The sequence below is a fragment of the Micromonospora sp. CNZ297 genome, assembly GCF_007827625.1.
Genome location: NZ_VISU01000011.1, coordinates 175,729 through 197,883 on the forward strand (window position 1 = coordinate 175,729; position 22,155 = coordinate 197,883).

The 22,155-nt window shown below is 69.4% G+C and carries 24 protein-coding genes; 14 read left to right on the forward strand and 10 right to left on the reverse strand.

Going from position 1 to position 22,155, the window contains the following annotated elements; all coding sequences use genetic code 11:
- Positions 1–34: 34 nt before the first annotated feature.
- Positions 35–709, reverse strand: coding sequence for a permease prefix domain 1-containing protein (locus FB454_RS20570; RefSeq protein ID WP_030274768.1), 675 nt, complete (start codon positions 707–709; stop codon positions 35–37).
- Positions 691–1,029, reverse strand: a complete 339-nt coding sequence (locus tag FB454_RS20575; RefSeq protein ID WP_030274767.1) for a PadR family transcriptional regulator — start codon at positions 1,027–1,029, stop codon at positions 691–693. Before FB454_RS20575 ends, FB454_RS20570 begins: the two co-directional genes overlap by 19 nt.
- Positions 1,030–1,125: 96 nt before the next feature.
- Between FB454_RS20575 and FB454_RS20580 the strand changes: the two genes are divergently transcribed.
- Positions 1,126–3,360 (forward strand): PEP/pyruvate-binding domain-containing protein, encoded by a 2,235-nt coding sequence (locus tag FB454_RS20580; RefSeq protein ID WP_030274765.1) that lies wholly within the window; start codon positions 1,126–1,128, stop codon positions 3,358–3,360.
- 98 nt (positions 3,361–3,458) lie between these two features.
- Here FB454_RS20580 and FB454_RS20585 read toward each other — a convergent pair whose 3' ends face one another.
- Complete coding sequence (locus FB454_RS20585) at positions 3,459–3,806, reverse strand: ArsR/SmtB family transcription factor (protein ID WP_082171419.1); 348 nt, start codon at positions 3,804–3,806, stop codon at positions 3,459–3,461.
- A gap of 61 nt (positions 3,807–3,867) precedes the next feature.
- On the opposite strand from FB454_RS20585, the gene FB454_RS20590 reads away from it, so the two are divergent.
- Positions 3,868–4,986 carry a flavin-containing monooxygenase gene (locus FB454_RS20590; RefSeq protein ID WP_047893943.1) on the forward strand — a complete coding sequence of 373 codons (1,119 nt, stop codon included), beginning with the start codon at positions 3,868–3,870 and terminating at the stop codon, positions 4,984–4,986.
- Between the two features lie 45 nt (positions 4,987–5,031).
- On the opposite strand, the gene FB454_RS20595 is transcribed toward FB454_RS20590, so the two are convergent.
- Positions 5,032–5,415: an ArsR/SmtB family transcription factor gene (locus FB454_RS20595; RefSeq protein ID WP_030274759.1), complete on the reverse strand. Its 384-nt coding sequence runs from the start codon at positions 5,413–5,415 to the stop codon at positions 5,032–5,034.
- Between the two features lie 87 nt (positions 5,416–5,502).
- On the opposite strand from FB454_RS20595, the gene FB454_RS34945 reads away from it, so the two are divergent.
- The 7 genes from FB454_RS34945 (at position 5,503) to FB454_RS20625 (ending at position 10,865) form a co-directional block, all read left to right on the forward strand.
- The gene (locus tag FB454_RS34945; protein WP_157551546.1) at positions 5,503–5,652 is read left to right on the forward strand and encodes a hypothetical protein; all 150 of its coding nucleotides are present in this window, start codon (positions 5,503–5,505) and stop codon (positions 5,650–5,652) included.
- 14 nt (positions 5,653–5,666) lie between these two features.
- The gene (locus tag FB454_RS20600; RefSeq protein WP_030274757.1) at positions 5,667–5,915 is read left to right on the forward strand and encodes a hypothetical protein; all 249 of its coding nucleotides are present in this window, start codon (positions 5,667–5,669) and stop codon (positions 5,913–5,915) included.
- The gene (locus FB454_RS20605; RefSeq protein WP_030274755.1) at positions 5,912–7,156 is read left to right on the forward strand and encodes a M28 family metallopeptidase; all 1,245 of its coding nucleotides are present in this window, start codon (positions 5,912–5,914) and stop codon (positions 7,154–7,156) included. Before FB454_RS20600 ends, FB454_RS20605 begins: the two co-directional genes overlap by 4 nt.
- A gap of 11 nt (positions 7,157–7,167) precedes the next feature.
- Entirely contained in the window at positions 7,168–7,494 is a 327-nt protein-coding gene (locus tag FB454_RS20610) for an ArsR/SmtB family transcription factor (RefSeq protein ID WP_030274753.1), read from the forward strand.
- Positions 7,494–7,988 carry a GNAT family N-acetyltransferase gene (locus FB454_RS20615; RefSeq protein ID WP_030274750.1) on the forward strand — a complete coding sequence of 165 codons (495 nt, stop codon included), beginning with the start codon at positions 7,494–7,496 and terminating at the stop codon, positions 7,986–7,988. The genes FB454_RS20610 and FB454_RS20615 overlap by 1 nt, the downstream gene beginning before the upstream one ends.
- Positions 7,989–8,064: 76 nt before the next feature.
- Positions 8,065–9,474 carry an FAD-dependent oxidoreductase gene (locus tag FB454_RS20620; protein WP_030274749.1) on the forward strand — a complete coding sequence of 470 codons (1,410 nt, stop codon included), beginning with the start codon at positions 8,065–8,067 and terminating at the stop codon, positions 9,472–9,474.
- Positions 9,474–10,865: an MFS transporter gene (locus FB454_RS20625; RefSeq protein ID WP_082171418.1), complete on the forward strand. Its 1,392-nt coding sequence runs from the start codon at positions 9,474–9,476 to the stop codon at positions 10,863–10,865. Before FB454_RS20620 ends, FB454_RS20625 begins: the two co-directional genes overlap by 1 nt.
- Here FB454_RS20625 and FB454_RS20630 read toward each other — a convergent pair.
- Positions 10,837–11,535, reverse strand: coding sequence for a hypothetical protein (locus tag FB454_RS20630; RefSeq protein WP_047893942.1), 699 nt, complete (start codon positions 11,533–11,535; stop codon positions 10,837–10,839). The genes FB454_RS20625 and FB454_RS20630 overlap by 29 nt on opposite strands.
- Positions 11,536–11,851: 316 nt before the next feature.
- On the opposite strand from FB454_RS20630, the gene FB454_RS20635 reads away from it, so the two are divergent.
- From FB454_RS20635 to FB454_RS20645, 3 genes are read left to right on the forward strand one after another with little or no spacing between them, the layout of a single operon-like run.
- Positions 11,852–12,154: a hypothetical protein gene (locus FB454_RS20635; RefSeq protein ID WP_143025381.1), complete on the forward strand. Its 303-nt coding sequence runs from the start codon at positions 11,852–11,854 to the stop codon at positions 12,152–12,154.
- On the forward strand, positions 12,144–12,431 hold the full coding sequence (locus FB454_RS35490) for a hypothetical protein (protein ID WP_053065512.1): 288 nt from the start codon (positions 12,144–12,146) through the stop codon (positions 12,429–12,431). Before FB454_RS20635 ends, FB454_RS35490 begins: the two co-directional genes overlap by 11 nt.
- Complete coding sequence (locus FB454_RS20645) at positions 12,403–13,194, forward strand: tyrosine-type recombinase/integrase (protein WP_091331295.1); 792 nt, start codon at positions 12,403–12,405, stop codon at positions 13,192–13,194. Before FB454_RS35490 ends, FB454_RS20645 begins: the two co-directional genes overlap by 29 nt.
- Positions 13,195–13,844: 650 nt before the next feature.
- Here FB454_RS20645 and FB454_RS34950 read toward each other — a convergent pair.
- Positions 13,845–14,051: a hypothetical protein gene (locus FB454_RS34950; protein ID WP_157547418.1), complete on the reverse strand. Its 207-nt coding sequence runs from the start codon at positions 14,049–14,051 to the stop codon at positions 13,845–13,847.
- A gap of 448 nt (positions 14,052–14,499) precedes the next feature.
- On the opposite strand from FB454_RS34950, the gene FB454_RS35495 reads away from it, so the two are divergent.
- Both FB454_RS35495 and FB454_RS20660 read left to right on the forward strand, forming a co-directional pair.
- The gene (locus tag FB454_RS35495; protein ID WP_244879640.1) at positions 14,500–15,069 is read left to right on the forward strand and encodes a site-specific integrase; all 570 of its coding nucleotides are present in this window, start codon (positions 14,500–14,502) and stop codon (positions 15,067–15,069) included.
- Positions 15,070–15,396: 327 nt separating this feature from the next.
- On the forward strand, positions 15,397–17,676 hold the full coding sequence (locus FB454_RS20660) for an nSTAND3 domain-containing NTPase (protein WP_486485435.1): 2,280 nt from the start codon (positions 15,397–15,399) through the stop codon (positions 17,674–17,676).
- Between the two features lie 744 nt (positions 17,677–18,420).
- Here the strand turns inward: FB454_RS20660 and FB454_RS20665 are convergent.
- The 4 genes from FB454_RS20665 to FB454_RS20680 all read right to left on the reverse strand — a co-directional run bounded on the left by FB454_RS20665 (position 18,421) and on the right by FB454_RS20680 (position 21,995).
- Positions 18,421–19,284 (reverse strand): hypothetical protein, encoded by an 864-nt coding sequence (locus tag FB454_RS20665; protein WP_013287280.1) that lies wholly within the window; start codon positions 19,282–19,284, stop codon positions 18,421–18,423.
- Between the two features lie 1,121 nt (positions 19,285–20,405).
- Positions 20,406–21,143, reverse strand: a complete 738-nt coding sequence (locus FB454_RS20670; protein WP_013287279.1) for a hypothetical protein — start codon at positions 21,141–21,143, stop codon at positions 20,406–20,408.
- Between the two features lie 14 nt (positions 21,144–21,157).
- The gene (locus FB454_RS20675) at positions 21,158–21,763 is read right to left on the reverse strand and encodes a sigma-70 family RNA polymerase sigma factor (protein WP_013287278.1); all 606 of its coding nucleotides are present in this window, start codon (positions 21,761–21,763) and stop codon (positions 21,158–21,160) included.
- Entirely contained in the window at positions 21,756–21,995 is a 240-nt protein-coding gene (locus FB454_RS20680) for a hypothetical protein (protein WP_041799071.1), read from the reverse strand. Before FB454_RS20680 ends, FB454_RS20675 begins: the two co-directional genes overlap by 8 nt.
- Between the last annotated feature and the right edge of the window lie 160 nt (positions 21,996–22,155).

Here is a 22,155-nt window from a genome sequence, read left to right on the forward strand (position 1 = left end):
TTGGCGGCGCTCAGTCGACGGGCGGGTTCGATGATCAGGAGGGCGGCGAGGTGCGCATCGCGGTGGCGTGGCGCATCGTGACCAGGCTGCAGACGATCCGAGTGAGGCTAGCGGCGACGGCGAACGTGGCCAGTGACTTCGCCGGAATCTCTGACCGGAGGTGGCTCGCGATCACCGTGAGATCCCCGGCGAGCGCAAGGGCGGCGATGGTGATGGTCGCGGCGAGTGCGTGTTGTGGGCTTGCTTCGGGTAGCCAGCGCATGAGGCGACCGGTCGTGGCCACCGTCCCAGCGGCGGTGGCGATCGCGATGATGATCAGTGGGATGACGGGGATCGCGGCCAATAGGGCGACCAGGCCGGTGCGCCAGGGGTGGGGCTGCAGGAGCAGCAGCCACCAGATGCCCACGACAGGTCCGGTGGCGATGTACCAGGCGATGGTGCGCCGGGCGTAGGCGGTGGCCAGCTCCCCGGCGAAGGCCTCGGCGACCGCTTGCGGGGTGCCGAACTGGGCGATCGCGGCGGCGACCGCCTCACCTTGGGGTAGGCCGGCGGCGGTGCGGTCGGCGACGGCGTGGTGGAGTCCGTCGCGTAGTTCGGCGAGGATCTGCTCCCGACGCCGCCGTGGTCCACGCAGTCGTGCGGCGAGGTCGCCCAGGTAGGCGTCGAGAGGTGCTTCGCCTGCTCGGCTGGTCAGGCGGTCGTTGGCCATGCCCGCCCGCCCAGAACTGCAGTGACGGCGGTGGAGAAGTGGTCCCAGACTGCCCGCTGCTCACCGAGCGCGGCCTGTCCGGCCGGGGTGAGGTGGTAGGCGCGGCGGCGGCGGCCGCCGACGGTCTGCCAGTCACTGGCGATCAGGCCTGCGCGTTCGAGGCGGTGCAGCGCCGGGTAGACGGTGCCGGTCGGCAGGTCCAGTGCCCCGCCGCTGCTGTCTCGCAGGGCTTCGATGACGGCGTAGCCGTGCTGTGGCCCGGGTTCCAGGACCGCGAGCAGCAACGCATCGAGATGGCCTTTGAGCAGTTCCGGTCGCATCGGCAACACCTGTGGCTCCTCGTTCTTGCTGATGGCGGCCCAGCGGTTCTACTGTAGCGTCACAATACTTTGCGGTGCTACACATGGTGGTGGGTGATGAGCTCCAACCTCACGGTGGTGGACCTGGCCGAGGCGAGCGCGGTCGACCGGGCGCTGATCGGTGGAAAGGCGGCCGTGCTGGCGGACCTGACCGCAGCCCGGTTCTCGGTGCCGCCCGGGATTGTGGTCACCACCGGCGTCCTCGATGATCCGCAGCTTGACCGACGGCTCGCGGCCAGTGTCGAGGGCCTGGGCGGGGAGCGGTTCGCGGTGCGTTCGTCGGGAGCGGCCGAGGATCTACCGGATGCCTCGTACGCAGGCCTGTACGAGACGTACCTGAACGTGCCCGCCGACGGGCTGGGTGCGGCGGTGCGGCGATGCTTCGCCGCGGCGGCCAGCGAGCGGGTCACCGCCTACCACCAGCGGCGTGGCGGGGCGACGGCGGCGATGGCGGTGCTGGTGCAGGTGATGGTCGACCCGATTGTGGCCGGGGTGGCGTTCACCGCGCATCCGGTCACCGGCGACCGCGATCAGACGTTGGTGGCCGCCGTCGCGGGGTTGGGTGATCCGCTGGTGTCGGGTGTGACGACCGGCGAAGAGTGGACGGTCACCGCGAGTCGCACCGCGATGACCCGGTCCGGCCCCGGCGGTGGACGGGTCCTCACCGACGTCCAGGCCGACGCGGTCGCGGAGCTGTCGCGTCGGATCGCCGACCGGTACGACGGCCGCCCGCAGGACGTGGAGTGGGCCATCGACCGGGCGGGCCGTCTGTGGCTGCTGCAGGCCCGGCCGATGACTGCGGTGCCGGAGCCGGTGTCGTGGACGGCGCCGGGACCGGGGTTGTGGATGCGCAACTTCCGGCTCGGGGAATGGCTCCCCGAGGCCGTCACTCCGCTGTTCGCCAGCTGGCTGCTGCCGGTGCTCGAAGACGGGTATCTCGATGGGATGTACGGCAGCGTCGGGGTGCGAGTGCCGTTCCGGTACGCGCTGGTCAACGGCTGGTACTACAACGCCACACCAATCCCGTCACCAAAACTCCTCGCTGGGGTGCTGTGGCAGGGACGCTGGCGGGCCGCGAAGATCCTCTTCAACGCGTTGATCCGGGTCAGCCATGACCCGGATGCCGCCGACCGCGCCGTCCTGTCCGAACTGGAGCGGGCCTGGCGTGAACAACAACTGCCCGGCTATCGACGCCTCGTGGCCGCCGCGGAGGCGGAGGTCGACACGGCATCGCCTCGGCGATTGGCCGAGCTCGTCGACGCACTCGGGCGGGAAGCCGGGATCTACCTCTGGTATCTGGCGATCGTCGGCGGGTCGGCGTGGAAGATGGAAGCCTGCCTGACTCGCTTCGTCCGCCGGCATCTCATCGACGTGCTCCCCGACGATGAGGGCGGTGCGCAGGTGCTGTTGCGCGGGCTCCCCGGCGCCCAGCCGGTGGCCGGCGCGCACGCCGTACAGAGCGTCGACTGGTATCACCCGGTCGCCGGAGAACTGGCAACGGGCCGACCACCCCGAGCCGGGGACCGCTACCGCTCGCTTGCCGAACAGCGGATGGTTGCCGAACAACGCTGCCGAGCGACGCTGGCCGACCGCCCGCGGTTGCTGGCTGACTTCGACCGGCTGCTGAAGGTCAACCAGCGCTACGCCGTCATCCGGGAGGAGCAGGCGCGGGAGTTCACCCTCGCCTGGCCGGTCCTGCGGGCCTGCACCGCCCGCCTCGGGCGGCACCTGGTCAACCTGGGAGCTATCGAGCAGCCCGGAGACATCTACTTCTGCACGCGGGATGAAGTGAACAGCGGGATCGAAGGCGACCCCGGACAGCTGAGCGCCAGGGTTGCCGAGCGGCGCGCCCTCTGGCAGCGCCAACGCCGCCTGACCGCGCCGTTGACCCTGGGCCGTCCCGCGCGACTGATCGGCGACGTCATCGAACACGCGGTTCAACAGGCCCGCGGCACCACGGAGACCGCCGAGGGCGCCCTCGTCGGGCATCCCGCCTCGGCCGGCCGGGCCACCGGCGAAGTCGCCATCGTGCACGGACCTGAGGACTTCGACGGCTTCGCCGATGGTCAAGTGCTCGTCGCGAAGGCCACCGCCCCGGCATGGACACCGCTGTTCTCCCGCGCCGCCGCAGTGGTCACCGACGGCGGCACCCTAGCCGCACACGCCTCCCTGGTGGCCCGTGAGTACGGCATCCCCGCCGTCGTCGGCACCGGCGACGCCACCCAACGACTGCGCCCCGGGCAGCTCGTAACCGTCGACGGAACAGCCGGAACCATCACACTCCACACCTAACCTGTCATGCCTGCAGGTGCGGCATGCATGTCGGAGGGGGTGCGCGGCGTCCGGGCGGAGGGTGCTGGAGACCGCCGGGTCGCCGGTGGGCGACCTGGTCAGCAGCAGGTCGCCAGGTAAGACTGCAACTCCGCGAGGGCGGCGAGCGCGCCGTCCCGATCGGCCCGGTAGTACACGGTCTTCCCGTCGCGACGGGAGGTGACCACCCGTCCGCGTCGCAGCAGGGTCAACTGCTGCGACGCCGTGGCCTGGCTGATGCCCGTCCGCTCGGCCACCTCGCCCACCGACAGCTCGGCGCCCTGCGCGAACAGCATCATGATCCGCTGCCTGGTGGGGCTGCCCAAGGCCTTGAGGAACTCCTGCGTCTGCGGCGCCAGGCCCTCCGGGACTCCGGCCGCGCGCGCGGGCGGGGATGCCCCTGCGGGCTGTCCGGTGGCGTCGCTCATGGCCCTACCTTTCCCCACCATCGTCATATTGTCATTCAACAAAACGACGATATGATGTGACATGACCACCCCATCCCAGCCAGTGATCATCGTCGGCGGCGGCCAGTCAGGCCTGGCCGCCGCCCGAGCCGCCCTGACCGCGGGCCTGCGGCCCGTTGTCCTGCAGGCGGGCAGCGAGCCGGTTGGCTCCTGGCCTGACTACTACGACAGCCTCACCCTCTTCTCGCCCGCCCTTTACAGCGCCCTGCCTGGCATGCGCTTCGACGGCGACCCGGACCGCTACCCCCGGCGCGACGAGGTCACGGCGTACCTGCGCCGGTACGCGCAGACCGTGGACGTCGACATCCGCACCCGCACCCGCGTCACGGCCGTGCACCCTCGCCGCGACGGGGGGTACCTCGTCCGCACTGACACCGGGGACGAGATGGCTGCGGTCGGCGTCGTCGCCGCCAGCGGATCGTTCGGCAACCCGTACCTGCCGACGCTGCCCGGCCAGGACGACTACGCCGGCGATCTCCGGCACGTCGCTCACTACCGCCGGCCGGAGGTGTACGCGGGCAAGCGGGTCATCGTCGTGGGTGCCGGCAACTCCGCCGTCCAGGTCGCCTACGAGATCGCCGGCCACGCCCGGGTCACGCTCGCCACCCGGGAACCCGTGCGCTTCCTGCCCCAACGCCTCGGCGGGCGGGACCTCCACCACTGGCTGCGGGTCACCGGCGCGGACCGCCTGCCACGCCGCGTCCTCACCCGACTTGTCCGACACGCCACCGTGCTCGACACCGGCGTATACCGCGACGCTCTCGCCTCCGGGCTGCTCTCCCGGCGGGACATGTTCACCGCCTTCACCCCTGAGGGCGTCATCTGGGCCGACGGCACGCCCGAGCCGGTCGACGCGGTCATCTTCGCCACCGGCTACCGCCCGGACCTCGCGTACCTCAAGCCCCTGGGCGCCCTCGACCATGGCGCGCCCCGGCACGTGGGCGGGATCTCCACCACCCATCCAGGGCTGATCTATCTCGGGTTGGAGTTCCAGCGATCCTTCGCCTCGAACACCCTGCGTGGCGTCGGTCCCGACGCCGCGCACGTCATGACTGCCCTCGCCGCTCACGTGTCCGGACGGCAAGGCCGGCAGCGGACAGCGGACGTCGCCTCGCACACGGGATCCGGCGCTCAACGCTGATCGCGTTGCGCGGTCGGCGCTGGTAGGTACGGGTTTGCCCGCGGCTTACGCCTGCGACGAGGGGGCGGGCTCGACCGACAGCAGGGCGGCGAGCTGGCGCAGGATTCCCGGGCGGGCGCGGTAGTAGACCCACGTGCCCCGCCGTTCGGCATCCACCAGGCCCGCTTCGCGCAGCGTCTTGAGGTGGTGCGAGATCGTTGGCCCGGTCAGGTCGAACGCCGGCGTCAGGTCGCACACGCACGCCTCCCCGCCCTCGGCGGAGGCGATCATCGACATCAGCTGCAGCCGCACCGGGTCGCCGAGGGCCTTGAACGCGGGAGCGAGCACCGCGGCCGTCTCGGCCGGAATCCGACGCTGCGCCAGCGGGGGGCAGCACGGCGTGTCGGCGTTGAGATCGATGACGGCGAGGGGCGCCTGTTGCTTTGACATGTCTCTAGGTTGACATCTCTCTAATCAACGTGCAACTCTCTGCTTAGACGGACGTCAAGACAGGCGTCTGGAGGAAGGGGACCCACCATGTTCGGCTCCACCCGCCGCTCATCCGCTCTTCGCGCTGGAGTCCGGTTCTGCGACTCCTGCGCTCAGGTGTCCACCGCCGACCAGCGTGCGCAGCGCCGCTACGACCGTGCCCGCACCACCGTCTACACGCTGATCAGCCCCCGCTGACGAGAGGACCTGTCATGAGCGACAACACCCAGACCACCGGCGGTTTCGCGGGCGACCCGGCCGCCGCCCTGCAGGTCACCGGCTCCGGCGCCTGCTGCGGCAGCCCCGCCCAGGCCGTGGGGTCCATCCTGCCGCCAATCGGCGAGGCCGCGAGCGCCGGCCCGTGCTGCGGCACCCAGGAAGCCGCGCAAGCGGCCGGCTCGTGCTGCGGCACGCAGGCCAAGGCCGACGCGGTGGCCGCGGGACAGGGGTGCTGCGGATGACCACCCCAGACGACCTCGCGGGCCTGCTCCGGGTAGTCAGCGCCGACCGGATGTCCGCGACCGTCGCCACCCTCGCCTCCGACCGCATGGCAGGACGGCGAGTCGGATCACCCGGCGGCGCGGCAGCCCGGGCGTGGCTCGTCGACGAGCTCACCGCTCTCGGCGCCACGGTCCGGACTGAGGAGTTCCCGGTCCGGGCGGTGCCGCAGGTGCACGAGGCGCCGACGGTCACCTGGGGCGGCGGGAGCAGCCCCATGCCGCTGGTATTCGGTCGCCAGGTCGCGATCCATTCCGCCTCCGCCGACGCCGCCGAGACCCGCCGCGGCCCGCTCGGCGTCGCCGGTGCCGACGACCCGGCCGGGCGGTGGCTCGTGGTGCCGGCGGAGATGAGCCTGTTCGACGCCTACCGGGACACCCGCGGCGCGGCCGGGCTGCTGATCCGCCGAGCCGTCGACGCCGACGGCTGGCAGTTCACCACCCTCGCCGGACCGGACCCGGGACCGCTGCCCGTCCTGACCCTCGACCCGGACACCCACCGCACCGTCCTCGCTGCGGCAACCGACAGCGCCAGCTGGTTCGCCGGCGCCACGCCGGTTCGCCGCGACGACGTCACCGGCACCAACATCCACGCCCGACTCCGGCAGACCGTCCCCGGCGGGGCGGAGCTGCTCCTGACCGCCCACTACGACGGCGTCGGCGACCACCCCGGGCTCCGCCAGCCCGGAGCGTCGGACAACGCCACCGGCGTCGCGGTGGTCCTCGAAGCCGCCCGCGTCCTCGGCCGCGGACTTCCCGACGGCGTCGGGCTCTGCGTCGCGCTGCTCGACGGTGAGGAGGTTGGCGCGCTCGGCTCGGCCCACCACGCCGCGCAGCTGCGCGACCAGGGCGCCGCGCCCCTGGTGGTCAACGTCGACGGAGCCGGCCGCCTGGATGGGGCGGCGGCGGTCGAGGCCGGCGGGCCCGCCCACCGCCTCCTGGCGCTGCTGGACCAGGCCGGCCGGCACACCGGCGTCCCACTCGCTGCGGGGCCGATGGCCTCGGACAACCGCCGCTACGGCGCAGCAGGCCTCGCCGCGGTCGGCATCGGTGCCGGGATGGGCGGCTACCACAGCCCCGCCGACACCCCTGACAAGGTCGACCCGGCCACCCTGGCCGCGATCGCCCGCCTCGTCGTCGCAACCGCCCACCTCACCGGGACGGCGCCTGCTAGGCTTTCATCGCCAATCGGCGATAAACGATAGAGGGAGTGGTGGTGGGCGAACTCCTCGACCGGGATACCGCGCAGACCTACGCCTCGTGGTTCCGGGCCCTGGCGGACCCGACCCGGGTGCAGATCGTGGAGTACCTGGCCCGGCATGCCCGGCCGATGAGCGTGGGGGAGATCGTCGCAGCTGTCGGGCTCGCCCAGTCCACCGTCTCCCAACACCTGAAGATCCTGACCGAGGTGCGGTTCGTGCTCGTCGAGCCGGTCGGCACCGCCCGCCACTACCGCATCAACGACGCATGCGTCGGCTGCTTCCCCTCCGCCGCCGACGTCGTCATGGGCCGACCCGCCCCCACCGTGAAAGGAGCCTGCTGATGGCCGACATCACCGTCCGCCCGATGACCTCGGACGACGCCGATCGTGTCCTCGCCATCTACCAGGCTGGCCTCGACGCCGGCAACGCCAGCTTCGAGACCACCGCCCCGACCTGGACAGCATTCGACGCGGCCAAGCTGCCGGACCACCGCCTCGTGGCCGTCGACGCGGACGACACCGTCCTCGGGTGGGTGGCGGTCTCGCCGACATCGAGCCGCGCGGTCTACGCCGGGGTGGTCGAGCACTCCGTCTACGTCGACCCCGCCGCCCAAGGCCGTGGCGTAGCCCGGCTGCTGCTGGACGCGCTGATCGCCTCCACCGAGGCCGCCGGCATCTGGACCATCCAGTCCGGAATCTTCCCCGAGAACACCGCCAGTCTCACCCTGCACCAGCGGGCCGGCTTCCGCGTCATCGGCACCCGCGAGCGGGTCGGCCGGCACCACGGCCGGTGGCGCGACGTCGTCCTGCTCGAGCGGCGCAGCCCCGTCATCTGAACCCCTTCGGCTCCGCCCGCCCCAGCACAACTGCACCTTCTTGATTCGACAGTTTTCAACACAGAGGAGTTTTCCGATGAGCATCCCGAACGAGCTGCCCGTCGTGGTGATCGGCGCGGGCCCGGTGGGTCTGGCCGCCGCCGCCCACCTGCACGAGCGTGGCCTGCCCTTCCTTGTTCTGGAGGCCGGTGACACCGCCGGCGCGGCGGTGCGGCAGTGGGGGCACGTGCGGGTGTTCTCCCCGTGGCGGTACAACGTCGACCCGGCCGCCCGCCGCCTGCTCGACGACGCCGGCTGGGTCGCCCCGGCCGAGGACGCGCTGCCCACCGGCGCGGAGCTGGTCGCCGACTACCTCCAGCCCCTCGCGGAGCTGCCGCAGCTCAAGCCGCACCTGCGCTACGGCGCGCGGGTGGAGGCGATCAGCCGCCTCGGCCTGGACCGGCTGCGCACCGCCGGCCGCGAGCAGACGCCGTTCCTGATCCGCCTCGCCGACGGTGACGAACTGCTGGCCCGCGCGGTCATTGACGCCTCCGGCACCTGGGGCACCCCCAACGTCCTCGGCGCCTCCGGCCTGCCCGCCCGTGGAGAGAAGGACGTGGCCGCGTACCTGGAGCACGCCCTGCCCGACGTACTCGGCGCCGACCGGGACCGGTTCGCCGGCCGGCACACCCTGGTCGTCGGCGCCGGCCACTCCGCCGCGAACACGCTGCTCTCCCTGGCCGAGCTGGCCGCCGCCGAGCCGGGCACGGAGGTGACCTGGGCGATCCGCTCGGCCAGCCCCGCCCGCACCTACGGCGGCGGCGACGCCGACGCGCTGCCCGCCCGCGGCGCGCTCGGCTCCCGGCTGCGCGAACACGTGGACGCCGGCCGGATCCGGCTGCTCACCGGCTTCTGCGTGCACGCGCTCACCCCGGCCGACGGCCGGGTCGCCGTCGTTGTCCGGCACGCCGACGGTAGCGAGGAGGAGGTGATCGTCGACCGGATCGTTGCCGCGACCGGCTTCCGCCCGGACCACTCGATCGCCGCCGAACTGCGCCTGGACCTGGACCCGGTCATGGGCGCCACCCGGGCTCTCGCCCCGCTGATCGATCCGAACGAGCACTCCTGCGGCACCGTCCCCCCGCACGGCGTCCACGAGCTCGGACACCCGGAGTCCGGCTACTACGCCGTCGGCATGAAGAGCTACGGGCGCGCGCCGACGTTCCTCATGGCCACCGGCTACGAGCAGGTCCGCTCCGTCGTCGCCGCCCTCGCCGGCGACTGGCAGGCGGCCCGGGACGTCCAGCTCGACCTGCCCGAAACCGGCGTCTGCAACAGCAACCCCGCCGAGGCGACCGGCACCGACAGCAGCTGCGGCCCCGCCCCGCAGCCGGCCGGGAAGGGGCTTGCCACGGGCATCGCCGGTGGGCTGCTGTCCGCCCCGCTGAGCCTCATCAGCCTCGACACCTCGACCAGCGGCCAGACCGGCGGCTGCTGCGCCAGCTGATGACCACCACCACGATGGCGCCCGCCGACCCCACCGTCGGCGGGCACCACCGGTGGCGCATCGTCGCCGCCCTCGCGATCACCTCGACCGTCGGCTACGGCACCATCTACTACGCCTACGCCGTGCTGCTCGGCCCGATGGCGACCAGCCTCGGCGCCTCGATCACCGCCGTCACCGGGGCGCTGACCGTCAGCGTCCTCGCCGGCGCGTTGATGGCCATCGCGGTCGGCAGGTGGCTCGACCGGCACGGCGGACGGGCCCTCATGACCCTCGGCTCGATCACCGCCACCGCGCTGCTGATCGCCTGGTCCCAGGTCCAGACCATCGGGCAGCTCTACGCCGTCATGATCGGTGTCGGGATCACCGGCGCGATGGTCCTCTACGAACCCGCCTTCGCCGTCATCGTCTCCTGGTTCACCCCCGACCGACGCCCCACCGCCCTGCTTGCGGTCACCGTCGTCGCCGGGTTCGCCAGCACGATCTTCATGCCACTCACCGGCTACCTGGTCGCCCACCTCGGCTGGCGCGGCGCGCTCCTCACGCTCGCCGCCGTCCACGGCGTAGTGACCGTGCCGCTGCACGCCCTCACCGTTCGCAAACCGCCGCACGTCACAGCGTCCAACCCCACGCTGCGAACGGCCCACGCCTCGCGGCGGACGGCGGCGCGCGCCGCGATGCGCGATCCCCGGTTCTGGATCCTCGCCGCCGCCCTCATCGCCCACGGCGCCGCCACCAGCACCATCGGCGTCCACCTGGTCAGCTACCTGACCAGCCGCGGCCACCCGGCTACTTACGCCGCCACCGCCGCCGGCCTCCTCGGCGTCCTGTCCGTCACCGGAAGACTCGTCCTCACCGCCGCCCGACGCCGACTCCCCGTCACCACCATCGTCGCTGGCGTCTTCGCCATCCAAGCAGTCGCCGTCCTCGCTATGCCCCTCGCCGCCGGAACCCGCGTCGGAGCCATCGTCACCGTCACCGGATTCGGGCTCGGCTTCGGCATCGCCAGCCTCGCCACCCCAGCACTCCTCGTCGACCGCTACGGCACCACCGCCTACGCCACCATCGCGGGACGACTCGCCGCCCCCGTCACCACCGCCAAAGCCGCCGCACCCCTGCTTGCCGCCACGCTCCTACCGCACGGCGGCTACCACCTCTTACTCGCCGCCGTCAGCACCGCATGCCTCCTCGCCGCCATCAGCATGCGCACCGTGGGGGAGGCCAGGACCGACAGCGGCGAGTACCGCAACCAGCCGGACTTACCGCGTCCAGGAACCCGCGTGGCTGCCGTGCCAGGGCCAGATTCAGCTCAAGCACCGGCAGATGGCGAGCGTGCAGAAGGCCGACACAACGACAGCCCGACGTCTACCCCAGGTCCCACGCGGTCCACGTGACGACCCATGGCCGCCCGGGTCGCGCGGCCGGAAGCGGCTGATCCCCGAAGAGAACTGCTCCTACCGCCTCGGCGGCTGCCTGCATCTCCGCCTCCGCGTCCCGCAGCGGATCACACACCACCAGCAGGAGATCGCCGTGAACGAGTGTCTGGGCGTGGTGGCCCGTCTGCTGCCTGATCAGCGACCGAATCTCCTTCCGAAGGACGGCAAGCTGGTCACCGGGGACCTGCCGGACCTCCGCGTGCCCGTGCTCACGCACCACGTCGCAGACCACCTGCGCGACGACCGGGACTCTGCGGTCGACCGCCGGCGCGGGGAACAGGCGGTCCATCAGCGTCAGACACCGTCGGCACGTCGGCGCGAACGCCGGCTCCCGGTACCTGCTCAGCGTCCCGCCGTCACCGCCGACCATCAGCGCCCAGACCCGCCCGCACATCGTCGTGTGCTCCCAGATCGGCTCCCGCAGCGCCTCGACGTCATAACGCCGCTGGACTGCCTCACGCTCACTGTCCCCGCCCGTGAGGTAGTGGTCGGGTACGGCGCTGCGGCCCTGCTCCAACGGCCCCTGCCGGCGCGCGAGGTGCACGGCCTCACCGCCGGCGACCGCCACGAGAAGCAGCACGGCCTCCCCGGCGGTGATGACGTTCGGTCCGTGCAGGCCGTCACGCATGCCAGCAGTATGCCCGCCCCCGTTTGATGCCGGGCGGCCACACGCGAGGCTTGGTCCGGCCTCCAGAGCCCGCTGCCGTCAAGCTCGTCGAGCACGTCGACGCGGGACCGCATCTGCCGTTGTCGCCGGCATGACACAAGCTTCCCGCCTGTACGGCGAACAGCTCGTCCGGCCGCTCGTTCCTGCCGCCATGCCCACCTGGCCCCGCCCGTGCCCGAGGCCGATGCCGGCACTGCCCGTTCACGTTCCTCCGCGGGTGTTCGCCGCCGCGCAGGACGTGCTGCTGGGGATGGCTGTCCCGTCGAGCTGCGGCCGGGTGACCGCACAACAGCTCCTGCACCCGTTGGGCTGGGAGCCGGGCCGCCGCCTCGACATCCAGCCACCTCAGGGGATGCTCGTCGTCGGCTCGGCCCACGACGGACGGCACCAGATAGGCAGCCGCGGTGAGCTGCCTCTACCGGCACCTGCGCGGCGGATGTGCGGGATCGAGCCCGGCTGGCCGGTGCTGCTCGCTGCTCTCGTCATCCACGACCTGCTCGTCGTGCACCCCGCCAGCACCGTCATCGGCGTCCTCGCCGACCTACACACTCGACTTGCGGGAGCTGGACATGCCCGCTGACGCCACCGCCGACGCCGCAGCGCGGCAGGTCTTGGCTCACCTCGGCGTTACCCTGACCGACCTCCAATCCCACACCGACGGCCCAGCCCCCCTGCCGACGATCGCCGAGTACCTACCCCGCGTCATCGCCGCAGCAGGCCCCGGCGCCCAACGCACCTACGGCACCTACTGGCAGCGCATGGCCGCCGTCTGGCGCGACCGACCGCTGGACGCCGTCGCGGCCAGCGACGTCGAGGCCATGACAGCAGATGACCATCACTGCCCGGTCGCGGCGTAACAGCCGCAACGGCCGGCACGCGGGCGAGCATGTCATCGCCGCCGCTCGCGCTTTCTACTCCCGGGCTGTTGCTGATGGTCTGATCGACGCGTCGGCCAGTCCCGCCCATCGTGTCGCCAAACCCCGCCGCCTCCCTAGCACCCGCCGTGCCCTGACGTCCTACGAGTTGGAGGAGATCAATGCGGTGGCACGGACCAGCGGCAATGACGTCATCCTCGACGCCCTCCTGCTACGCCTGCACACCGAAAGCGCCTGCCGGCGCGGCGGCGCCCTCGCCCTGCGGCTTGTTGATCTGGACCGCTCCAACGGCCTCGTGCGCCTGAACGAGAAGAGCGGCACCGTACGGTGGCAGCCGATCAGCCTCGGCCTCGCCGAGCACCTGCACGAACACGCCCGCGTCCGCGGCGCAGTTCTGCCCACCGACCAACTGTTGCGCTACCGCAACGGCCTGCCGATCAGCAGCCGCCGCTACGACCACCTGTGGAAACGCATCGGGGAACGCCTGCCCTGGGTCGTCGTGCACGGCATCTCCACCCACTGGCTGCGGCACACCACGCTCACCTGGGTGGAACGCCACTTCGGCTACGGGGTAGCCCGCGCCTACGCGGGTCACACCGACAGCCCAGCATCGTCCACCATTACCTACATCAAAGCCGATCTCCACGACGTGGCCGACGCGCTGTCGGCGATGACCGGACAGCCACACCCATTCGCAAAAACGAGCGAGACCCCGAACGGCCCGGCGACAGACACCCTGCCCTGATTAGCCTATGTGACCCACCCGGGCGGCGTGCTGGGGAATGGCTCCGCATCGCGCCGAACGGCAATTTCAAGAACTCCGGATTCTTCGGCCGTATTGGTGCCAGCGCAGGCAGCAGAATTGATTGCATTAGTTGCGCCCTGGCGTGCTCGCGGGCAGCTCACGCCTGTAGTGTTACGCATCGTGAAGTGCTAGACTTAACGCATGAGCACCCGTTTGTATAACGGATGCTACATAGGAGTGTTCAGCTCCCCCCTCGGACACCAGTACGTGTCATGTGTGGCACAACAACGTAGCGGTGGTCAAGCATGCTTGACCACCTGTCAAATCCCTCCTACGCCGCCTCCGGCGTTACTCCCAGTGACGGGTCGCGAGGTACGGCGACGCGCCGTACCTCGTTAGTGATCCCCGCCGTTGTGATGCCCGGCCAAGCGGCTCGCGTACGCAGCACGCCTGACTCTCCCGCAGCGGCCATGAGGCGGCCTCCGCTGCCACTTCCGACTCTTGCCGTCGCACGCAGCCGTGCAGACGTCTATGGCCTCGTGACCCTCAATTCGCGGGGTCGGATCGCCGATCAGGCCACGATGAAGGTTCTCGATTGGGCTCCCGGGCTACGAGTGAGTATCCGGGAGCGCCATGGGCTGATCGTCGTGTCAGCTGATGAGCAGGGCGTCTTCAGTGTCACAAAAGAAGGACACCTTCGGTTGCCCGCAGTGGTTCGCCAGTGGTGTGGCCTTGCCGCCGGCGACCGGGTTCTTATCGTGGCTGAGCCGGCTTACCGTCGATTGGTTGTACACCCGCCAGCGAAGCTCGACGAGATGATCACGCAGGCCCATGGCGCGGCGTTCGGGAGCGGTCATGAGTGATGGCGCAGCGAATCGTGCTGAGGTGGACGCTGCTCGGCTGCTTCTTGCTCGGATGGGTATATCGCCTGCTGATCTCTTGGAAGCTGCCGTGGCTCGGCCTCCGGCGCCGACCTTCGCAGAGTACGTCCCCGTGGTGGCTGCAGCGGTTACGGCAGGTACTCGGCGTGCCTACGGCTCTTACTGGAAGCGCGTGGTGGAGCACTGGGGGCAGCGAAGGCTCGATGAGCCCACGCCGTCGGAGATCGAGCAGTTAGCGGAGTACGTCAAGGCGCATGTCGTATCTCGACGGAATGCCCGTGGAGGTCGGAGCGCGGCGGAGCACCTGATTGCCGCCTTGCGCTGCCTGTATAAGAGAGCGGTCGCCGATGGGTTGATCGCCGCTGCGGACAACCCTGCGTCGAAAGTGGCAAAGCCACGGCGCCTCCCGAGTACACGACGGGCGGTGGCGGATACGCGCCTGGCCGAGATCAACGAGGTCGCAGCCAGCACAGGCGACGATCCGGCGCTCGACACCTTGCTCTTGCGGCTGCACACCGAGACAGCGTGTCGGCGCGGTGGGGCGCTGGCGCTTCGTCCAGCTGATCTGGACCCCGACCAATGCTTGATCTTGCTTCGGGAGAAGGCGGACACAATGCGTTGGCAGCCAGTTTCGCCGACACTAATGCGTTATCTGCAGCGGCATGCTGAGGAGCGGGGGGCGACACAGACAGGGCAGCTGCTGCGCTACCGGAATGGCCAGCGCATCACGTACCGGCGATACGACTATCTATGGGTACGCATCGGCGAGCATCTGCCCTGGGTTTATGTGCAACAGATCAGCACGCACTGGTTGCGTCACACAACGTTGACGTGGGTCGAAAGAAACTTCGGCTATGCTATCGCACGAGCCTACGCCGGTCATTCGGAAGGTGGCGGTGATGCTGGTACTACGGCTACCTACGTGCGAGCGACATTGCAGGAGATTGCCACGGCTCTGTCGGCGCTTACCAACGAGCCCCATCCTTTGAGCTGATCTTTGGGTGGGTGGGGCTCAGTCCGTCCGTAAGGCTGGGTCCCACCGCGGTTGAGCCCACCGCCTTCTCATACTGCAGACGATGAGCGAGGTCGACGGCATCGCGCTGGCTGTCGTGCTCAGATCGGCGTGCGCAGGTGGGTGCGACGACACCGAACGTGCCCCAACGTCGCGCATCGACGAGCGCCGGGACTCAACCACGGCCGGGAGTTCCACAGACTTCGCCCACAGGTCTCGACCGGGCCTGGCGCGGCCGATGCTGGTGACGCTGCGGGCGCATGGCTACGCGAAGCGGTGCGACGCAAGCCGGTACGGGATGATGGCGACGTGGCCCTCCTCGACTACGACTTGCACAAGCTGGGTTGGCGCGCCTTCCAGGATCTGTGTGCGGTGATCTTGCAGCACGTTCTCGGGCAGACATTCCACACATTCGCCGATAGCAACGATGCCGGCCGTGACGGCGCTTTCCATGGTCATTGGGCAACTCAGGCGACGATCGGGCTGTCGGGGATCGGCGCGAGCACCGCGACAGTCGCGCAGTGCAAGTTCAGCGTTCACGGTTCCGGGACGCTCACGCCGTCGATGCTCAAAGACGAGATCGCCAAGGTCAGGAAGCTGCGAGCACGGGGCCTGTGTGACGCCTATCTACTCCTTACTAACCTCGCGGTTACGGGGCAGACAGAGGCATGGCTGAAGGAACAACTCCACACCTATGGTGTGCAGCAGTGCCTTGTCCTCGACGGTCGATGGGTTTGCCAGCAAATCAGTCAGCGTCCAGACCTTCGACGGTATGTGCCGCGCGTTTATGGGCTGGGCGATCTCGGCAAGATCCTGGACGACCGGCGCCTGCGCCAAGCTCGCGCCTTATTGAGTCGGCTGGAGGCGGACCTCGCGACATTCGTGCCGACGGAGGCGTACCGACGTGCCGCAGACGCGGTGGCCGAACACGGGTTTGTTCTATTACTGGGCGAGCCGGCGTGCGGCAAGTCGACAATCGCGGCGACGCTTGCGATGGCCGCTCTTGACAACTGGGGGTGCAGCGTCCGCCGGGTCGACTCAGCGGATGAACTTGTCGCCGCGTGGGATCCGGACGAACCTCGCCAACTGTTCTGGGTCGATGACGCCTTCGGTGGCATTCGCCACGATGCGGCCCTCACCGACGGTTGGTCGCGCCGGATGGATCAGGTGATGACGGCCGTGGGTCAGGGTGCTCGCGTGATTCTGACCAGCCGCGACTACATCTATCGCGACGCTCGACCCTACCTAAAGGAGTACTCTTACCCACGGCTTCGGGAACGCAAGGTGGTCATCGACGTCACGGACCTTACGGCCGCGGAGAAACGGCAGATTCTCTATAACCACCTTCGTGCGGGTGACCAACCCCGGCAGATCCTCGAACAGTGGCGTCCTCATTTGCGTCGCGCCGCAGCGGTCGCGCGGTTCCAGCCAGAAGTCGCCCGCCGCCTCGCGTGGCGTGCCTTCACCCGCCGTATACGTCTGACCACCGAAGACGACCTTGTCCGGTACGTCGAGCGTCCGGTTGCGTTCCTGAGTGATGTCCTCCGCCAGCTGGAGCCCGGCCCCCGTGCGGCACTCGCGTGCGTCTACCTCTCAGGTAACCAACTCCCAGCGCCGGTCCACTTCACACCAGCGCTTGCGGAGGCCGTGACTCGGCTCGGCGCAACTGAACACGACGTCTTGCGCGCTTTCCCAACACTGGACACCACGTTCCTACGACAGGCTGCCGACACGCACGGCGACCCGGTCTGGCGATTTCGTCACCCGACAATCCGTGAGGGGTTCGCCGCTGTCATCGCCGAAGATGTTAACGCCGTAAGCGTATTTCTTGATGGCCTTGATAACGACGAGTTGTTGCAGCAGGTCGACTGCGGCGGCGCACCCACACGGGGCACGCTCGTCCGTGTGCCCGCCAGCCTGTACGCGCGTGTTATCCCTCGAGTGACTGTCCCGGCTGCAACTACAGTGTCCTTCACTAACCCATTTGCTGAGTTCTTGTTGAACAGGTGCTCACCGGCCTTCTTGCGCGCGTGGGCAGCACAGCACGAGCAGGATCTCGATCACCTGACGCGATTCGGTGGATATATCGACGCCCACTGGGAGCCACGGGTCCTTGGCCGGATGCAGGAGGCAGGGGCGCTACCTGAATCGGTCCGCAGGAAGGCGGTCGAGCGACTTGAGGAGCTGGCCCTCGATATGCTCGACAGTGGGTGGGTGAAAGAGCCGGTCTGTCGGCTTTTCACCGACACTGAGCGTGAAGATCTGCTTGAACGCATTCGTGACGAGGTCCTGCCAAACCTTGAATACGAAATTGACATGTCGGGCGACGGTTACTCGGATGATGTCGAACCAGAACACCGGTACTCAAAAGCCAAGGACGCAATCGCCGCCTACAGGCGGGAGTTTTCGGGCGACCCGCGGATTGGTTCGTTGCTCGACGACGCAGAACGATACTTGGCGGAACGAATCGACATGGCCGAAAGTGATTTCGAGCCGCAGGCGTCCTCGCGACTTGCAGAACGCTCAATCTCAGATCTCAGTACGCTCGGCCGGCGAGACGAGTTCGACGACGTTGCAGAAGGCAGATGATTTCCAGCGGCGGGCACCAGAGATCGAAAGCGCAGCGACCCATGTGCCACCACACAGCCTTATGCGGGTCGATGTGAGCGACCTGTGTGCCCTGGGGTCAGGGCCGTGCCTGAGGGAGGACGGAATCGACCGAAGTAAGGCCGATACCTGTGCAGCGGTCCACCCATGCCTCTCCGCCTGACTTGAGCTCGTTCGGGCTGTACGAAGCTGAGCACGTCCAACCAGCCGACACCGGGATCGGTGACGACGGGGTCGTGTGGCCCTCTGTCACCACGACCCGGCCGGACCTCGACGCGCTGGTCACAACCCGCGACTCCGAGGCCGCCGATCTGCACGGCCGCGTCGCCGTCAGCCAGGCGAAGGGCGCGGTTGCCGCCGCCCGGCAGGAGCAGCGTGCTCTGCCGCCGGCGGTCGGACGTCCGGGTGTCAGCCGACCGCGGCCGGCTGACACGGGCTACAAGGACGGCGCCGTCGACAAGATCGCCGCTGCCCGTCGACGGCTCGACGAGGCTACCGGCGGATTCGACCGGATCTCCGGGGACGTGATCCGCGAGATGCAGCAGCTCTTACCCGCCCGCCACGACGACCTCGACGGGCTGTTCGACCAGACGCGCCGCTGGTGGGATCTCGTCCTCGTCCCTCTGTTCCGGCCCAACGCGCCGGCTCTGGTATGGCCAGGACGATGCTGGTCCTGGGTGGCTCCCGGGCTCGTGCCCCGCTTGAGGCCCGTCGTGCGCGGATCCGTCAGTCGTCGTCGAGGTCGGCGAACCGTAGCTCGGCCGCCGCCTCCGCCATGGCCGCGTCGTCGTAGTCTGGCAGCACCCGCTCTGGCATGTGCACGTCGGCGTCCGGGTCGATGCCCTCGGAGTTGCCGATCAGGTCCAGCAGGAACTCCTCGGCGCCGCGCAGCAGCACCGGGTCCTCGGTCCAGAAGCCGAACTCGAGGCTGCGCCGTGACGATGCAGTGAAGTTTGCCGATCCGATCCACAGCCGCTTCGGCGTGAACGCGGTGACGTCGGCCGGCCCGAAGTCGTCCTCGTCGTGCTCCCAGAGGCGGCCGAGCAGCGCGAGCTTGGCGTGCAGGATCGGCGGCATCGAGCCGTTGGTGCCCGCGCCCTTGCGGAAGCCGATCGTCCGTACGGTGGGGATCACCTCATCCCGGTCCGGCAGTGACCACCCGGGCCCGATCACCGGGGCCTTGCCGTCCACCAGGGAGGTCAGCTGCTCCAGCGGAGGGAAGTAACAGACCGGGAGGCCGGGCGTGCGGGCGTTGAGGTCGTCCAGGCGGCGCAGCTTGTACGGCAGGTCCGGCGGCTGCACGTGCTTGTCACGGGACTGCTTGCTGACCACCACGCAGGCCGCCTCCAACGCATCGAGCTCGTCGAGCAGCTCTGGGTCGTCCATCCACATCGCGCAGCCCAGCAGCGTGGTCCCGTGCCCGCGGTACTGCTGCCACCGCTGCTGGCGGTGTTCCCGGAAGTCCCGGATTCCCTGCACCAGGCCTGCCAGCACGTCACGGCCGAAGAATGCCTGGTTGCCGGCCAGGCCAACGTCGAGCACCCGGTCGTACCACTGCCTGAACTCCGGTCGCGCCTCCTCGTCCACCACTCCGGCAGGCTAGAACTCTGCCGGTCAGGCCATCCGAGTGGGGCTGGATGCACGGTTCCGCAACCTTTGCTGCCGCCGATGGAAGCCCGGCACGCTGCAGGTGCGCGGCTGACGCGTCGTAGCACCGTCACGGGCTGGTCGAGCCGTACGCTGCGCGGGGTGAGCAAGGGGAAGAAGCAGCGGGCGGCGAGCCGCGGCGGGACCGTTGCGGTGTGGCGCGAGGTGCTGGGTATCCCGGCCGGCGGGAAGGTACCGAAGCCGGGGGGCTCGGGTGGCGCGGCCGGCGGCGCCGGGGCGAACCGGGGCGGGGTGCGCAAGGCCAAGCCGACCGAGTGGCGAGGGCGCTATACCCCGGACGTGAGGGTCACCATCGAGCAGGTCCGGGCTCTGACGTGTCCAGGTGCCTGGCGGGCCCCGGCAGGCCATGCCGCAACCAGACGGGCGGGGCCTTATCGGCCGGCCATGCCGCTCGCTAAACCCTCGCCCAGCGCGCTGAGGTCAAGCGCCTGCGTGGCCGCCGCCACGATTCCGAACTGCTACTGCCGCGCGACGAGCACCAGCAGTTGGTCGCCCGCGCCGCACGGGCGCGGCAGGAGCGAGAAGCCCGCATCGACCCCGCCACCGGCAGGAAGGTGCTCTCGGTCGCCGCTGCGTTCACCCGCGACCACACCGCCCGTCCCGGGCAAGCCTGGTGCCCGGCAGACCGGCGGTACCGCCGGCGACAAGCCCTCAAGCAGGAACTAGCAGCTGCTCTGTGTGGTATGGGCCAGTTCTCGTCGGACAGCCCGGATCCCGTGGGCGCGCCATGGATTCCCCTGACCTCGCCGACCCGCCGCCGCCGGAGCCCGAGTAGGTCATGGTTCTCGCTGGGCCACGGAGAATCAAGAGGCACCGCGCTTTTCGGTGAGCTCTTCGAATGGCTCGATCGAGCACAGCACTCGTCGAGGACGCGGAGCGCCCTGGAGGCGGTGCAGGACCACACCAGCAGCATGGACGACTGGGCCGCCGATTGGGAGGACGGCGACACCTATGTAGCGCCCCTGACAGGGACGCCAGCAAGGGCTTCGAGGTCGGGTAGCCGGGATCGGCCGGAGCGGGGCATGCCTTCCCGCTCCGGCCGGTCAGAGCAGCGAACCCACCGTTTCCTCCGACGGATCGAACAGGCGCCTGATCGGCTGCTGCAGCCTGCTCACGGCGATCGCCAGATCAAGGACCTTGGCTCTGGTCGCCGGTGGCTGAACTGCGCCCCCGCCCTTCGTCCTGCGCGTGGTCCGCAGGTCAATCAGAGTCTCGTAGGTCGCCATCAGCACGTCGGCCGCCTCGGTTACCACCTGGAGGGCGTCCTTCAGTCCTACCAGCCCGTCCGCGAGGTCGTCGGCCAGCGCGGTGAGCAAGTTTCCATGAATCATCGCCTGTGCCAGCTGTCCCTTGAGACCGTCGTCGTCGGGTAGGAGCCCCTCGATCGCCTGCAGGACGAGGATCGCTGCGGTTTGCTTCACCTCGTGCCCGATGCGGCGTACCCGGTCGAAGGTGGTCTCCTGCGGAGGCCTCAGGACATCAGCGTGGGCGTGGGCGAAGAGCTGATTGATCAGAGCATCGTGCCGAACAAAGGGGGTGCTGTCGACATTATCCGGGGTGTCGTGGTGGGCGTCGCCGGCGAGCACGGCGGCCAAGCCAGTCTCAACGTCGAATCCGCTCACGGGCTGTTCGGTGAATCGGTGGTAGTGCTCATCAAGAAGGATTTCCCGGAGACCCGCCTCAACGTCCCATGTCGCCTTGATCCGGCGCTGAATGTCGTCCAGCTCGGCGCGAGCAGCCGCAGTGAGCTGGTCCAGGGCCTCCGTGGCGTTGTCGTTCATGATCGCCCCCTCGCTCACTGGTCGCCGCCCAGAAGCTCGTCGAGCTTTTTGCGGCCCTTGTAGAGACTGCTGCGGACCGCCTCGGCGGTCATGCGCAACTGGTCGGCGATCTCTGCTGGCGTGTGGCCCTCGAACGACCAGGCGAGCACCTGCCGCTGCCGCATCGGCAGCTGCCGCAGCGCCGTGAGGATGGCGTGTTTGGTGTCGGCGACGTCGGCGCCGCTTGGGACGGCTGGCAGCCGATCGGCGATGTCCTCGACTGGCACCGGGTCCAGCTTGGCGAGGCGCTCGGCATAGGCCTTGGACGCGGTCGCTTTCACCCATGCCTTCGGGTGCTCGATCCTGCACCAACGCTGGTACGCCTTGTGCATCGTCTCCTGCATGATGTCCAGAGCGTCGGACTGGGGCACGCCGATGCTGATCAGGAAGGCCGCCAGGCGGGTTGCATAGTCGCGGTAGAAGGCGCTGAACTCCTCGACGATCTGGCGCCGGTCGACGACCGCTACCGCTTCGGTGAGCGCCGGGGGAACGTCGCTGTTGAGACCCCTGAACTGATTCACGATCCCGAGGAGCTGCTTGGCTTCTGGGCGGTTCGCCTGGTCGGCAGTTCGTTCATCCACGACGGGCTCCCTGGCCAGCGGCAACGGGCACCGTCAGTGTGGTGCACGACCCGTCGGCACGCTGGTCGCGCAGCCGGCCGCCGCCGGGCAGTGCCTCGGCGATCGCGATGAGAGAGTCACCGCGGGCTTTCTCGGCGCGGGCACGCCACCGAGCGCGGATCCACAGGCCAGCCAGCCCGGTGAGGTTGACGATGACCGCCGTGGCGATCCACCCCCAGCTGATGTCTTCCACTGCACCTCGCTCTGCTCCCGCCGACGCCCGTCGCGCCGCTCCGTCTCTTAGAGCTCCTAACGAAATGAGCCATTTTCATCGTGACGGCGCAGGTCACGGGCGGTGTGGGAGGCCGGTGTCCAGGTAGGACGAGGCTCCCGGTAAGACAGCAATCGACCAA

Coding starts and splice junctions, on each gene's coding strand:
- FB454_RS20580 (WP_030274765.1), top strand. CDS start 1,126: ATGAGCTCCAACCTCACGGTGGTGGACCTGGCCGAGGCGAGCGCGGTC.
- FB454_RS20645 (WP_091331295.1), top strand. CDS start 12,403: ATGACCATCACTGCCCGGTCGCGGCGTAACAGCCGCAACGGCCGGCAC.
- FB454_RS34945 (WP_157551546.1), top strand. CDS start 5,503: ATGTTCGGCTCCACCCGCCGCTCATCCGCTCTTCGCGCTGGAGTCCGG.
- FB454_RS20630 (WP_047893942.1), bottom strand. CDS start 11,535: ATGCGTGACGGCCTGCACGGACCGAACGTCATCACCGCCGGGGAGGCC.
- FB454_RS20570 (WP_030274768.1), bottom strand. CDS start 709: ATGGCCAACGACCGCCTGACCAGCCGAGCAGGCGAAGCACCTCTCGAC.
- FB454_RS20625 (WP_082171418.1), top strand. CDS start 9,474: ATGACCACCACCACGATGGCGCCCGCCGACCCCACCGTCGGCGGGCAC.
- FB454_RS20600 (WP_030274757.1), top strand. CDS start 5,667: ATGAGCGACAACACCCAGACCACCGGCGGTTTCGCGGGCGACCCGGCC.
- FB454_RS20670 (WP_013287279.1), bottom strand. CDS start 21,143: ATGAACGACAACGCCACGGAGGCCCTGGACCAGCTCACTGCGGCTGCT.
- FB454_RS20595 (WP_030274759.1), bottom strand. CDS start 5,415: ATGTCAAAGCAACAGGCGCCCCTCGCCGTCATCGATCTCAACGCCGAC.
- FB454_RS20590 (WP_047893943.1), top strand. CDS start 3,868: ATGACCACCCCATCCCAGCCAGTGATCATCGTCGGCGGCGGCCAGTCA.
- FB454_RS20615 (WP_030274750.1), top strand. CDS start 7,494: ATGGCCGACATCACCGTCCGCCCGATGACCTCGGACGACGCCGATCGT.
- FB454_RS34950 (WP_157547418.1), bottom strand. CDS start 14,051: ATGACCGCTCCCGAACGCCGCGCCATGGGCCTGCGTGATCATCTCGTC.
- FB454_RS20585 (WP_082171419.1), bottom strand. CDS start 3,806: ATGAGCGACGCCACCGGACAGCCCGCAGGGGCATCCCCGCCCGCGCGC.
- FB454_RS20620 (WP_030274749.1), top strand. CDS start 8,065: ATGAGCATCCCGAACGAGCTGCCCGTCGTGGTGATCGGCGCGGGCCCG.
- FB454_RS35490 (WP_053065512.1), top strand. CDS start 12,144: ATGCCCGCTGACGCCACCGCCGACGCCGCAGCGCGGCAGGTCTTGGCT.
- FB454_RS20605 (WP_030274755.1), top strand. CDS start 5,912: ATGACCACCCCAGACGACCTCGCGGGCCTGCTCCGGGTAGTCAGCGCC.
- FB454_RS20575 (WP_030274767.1), bottom strand. CDS start 1,029: ATGCGACCGGAACTGCTCAAAGGCCATCTCGATGCGTTGCTGCTCGCG.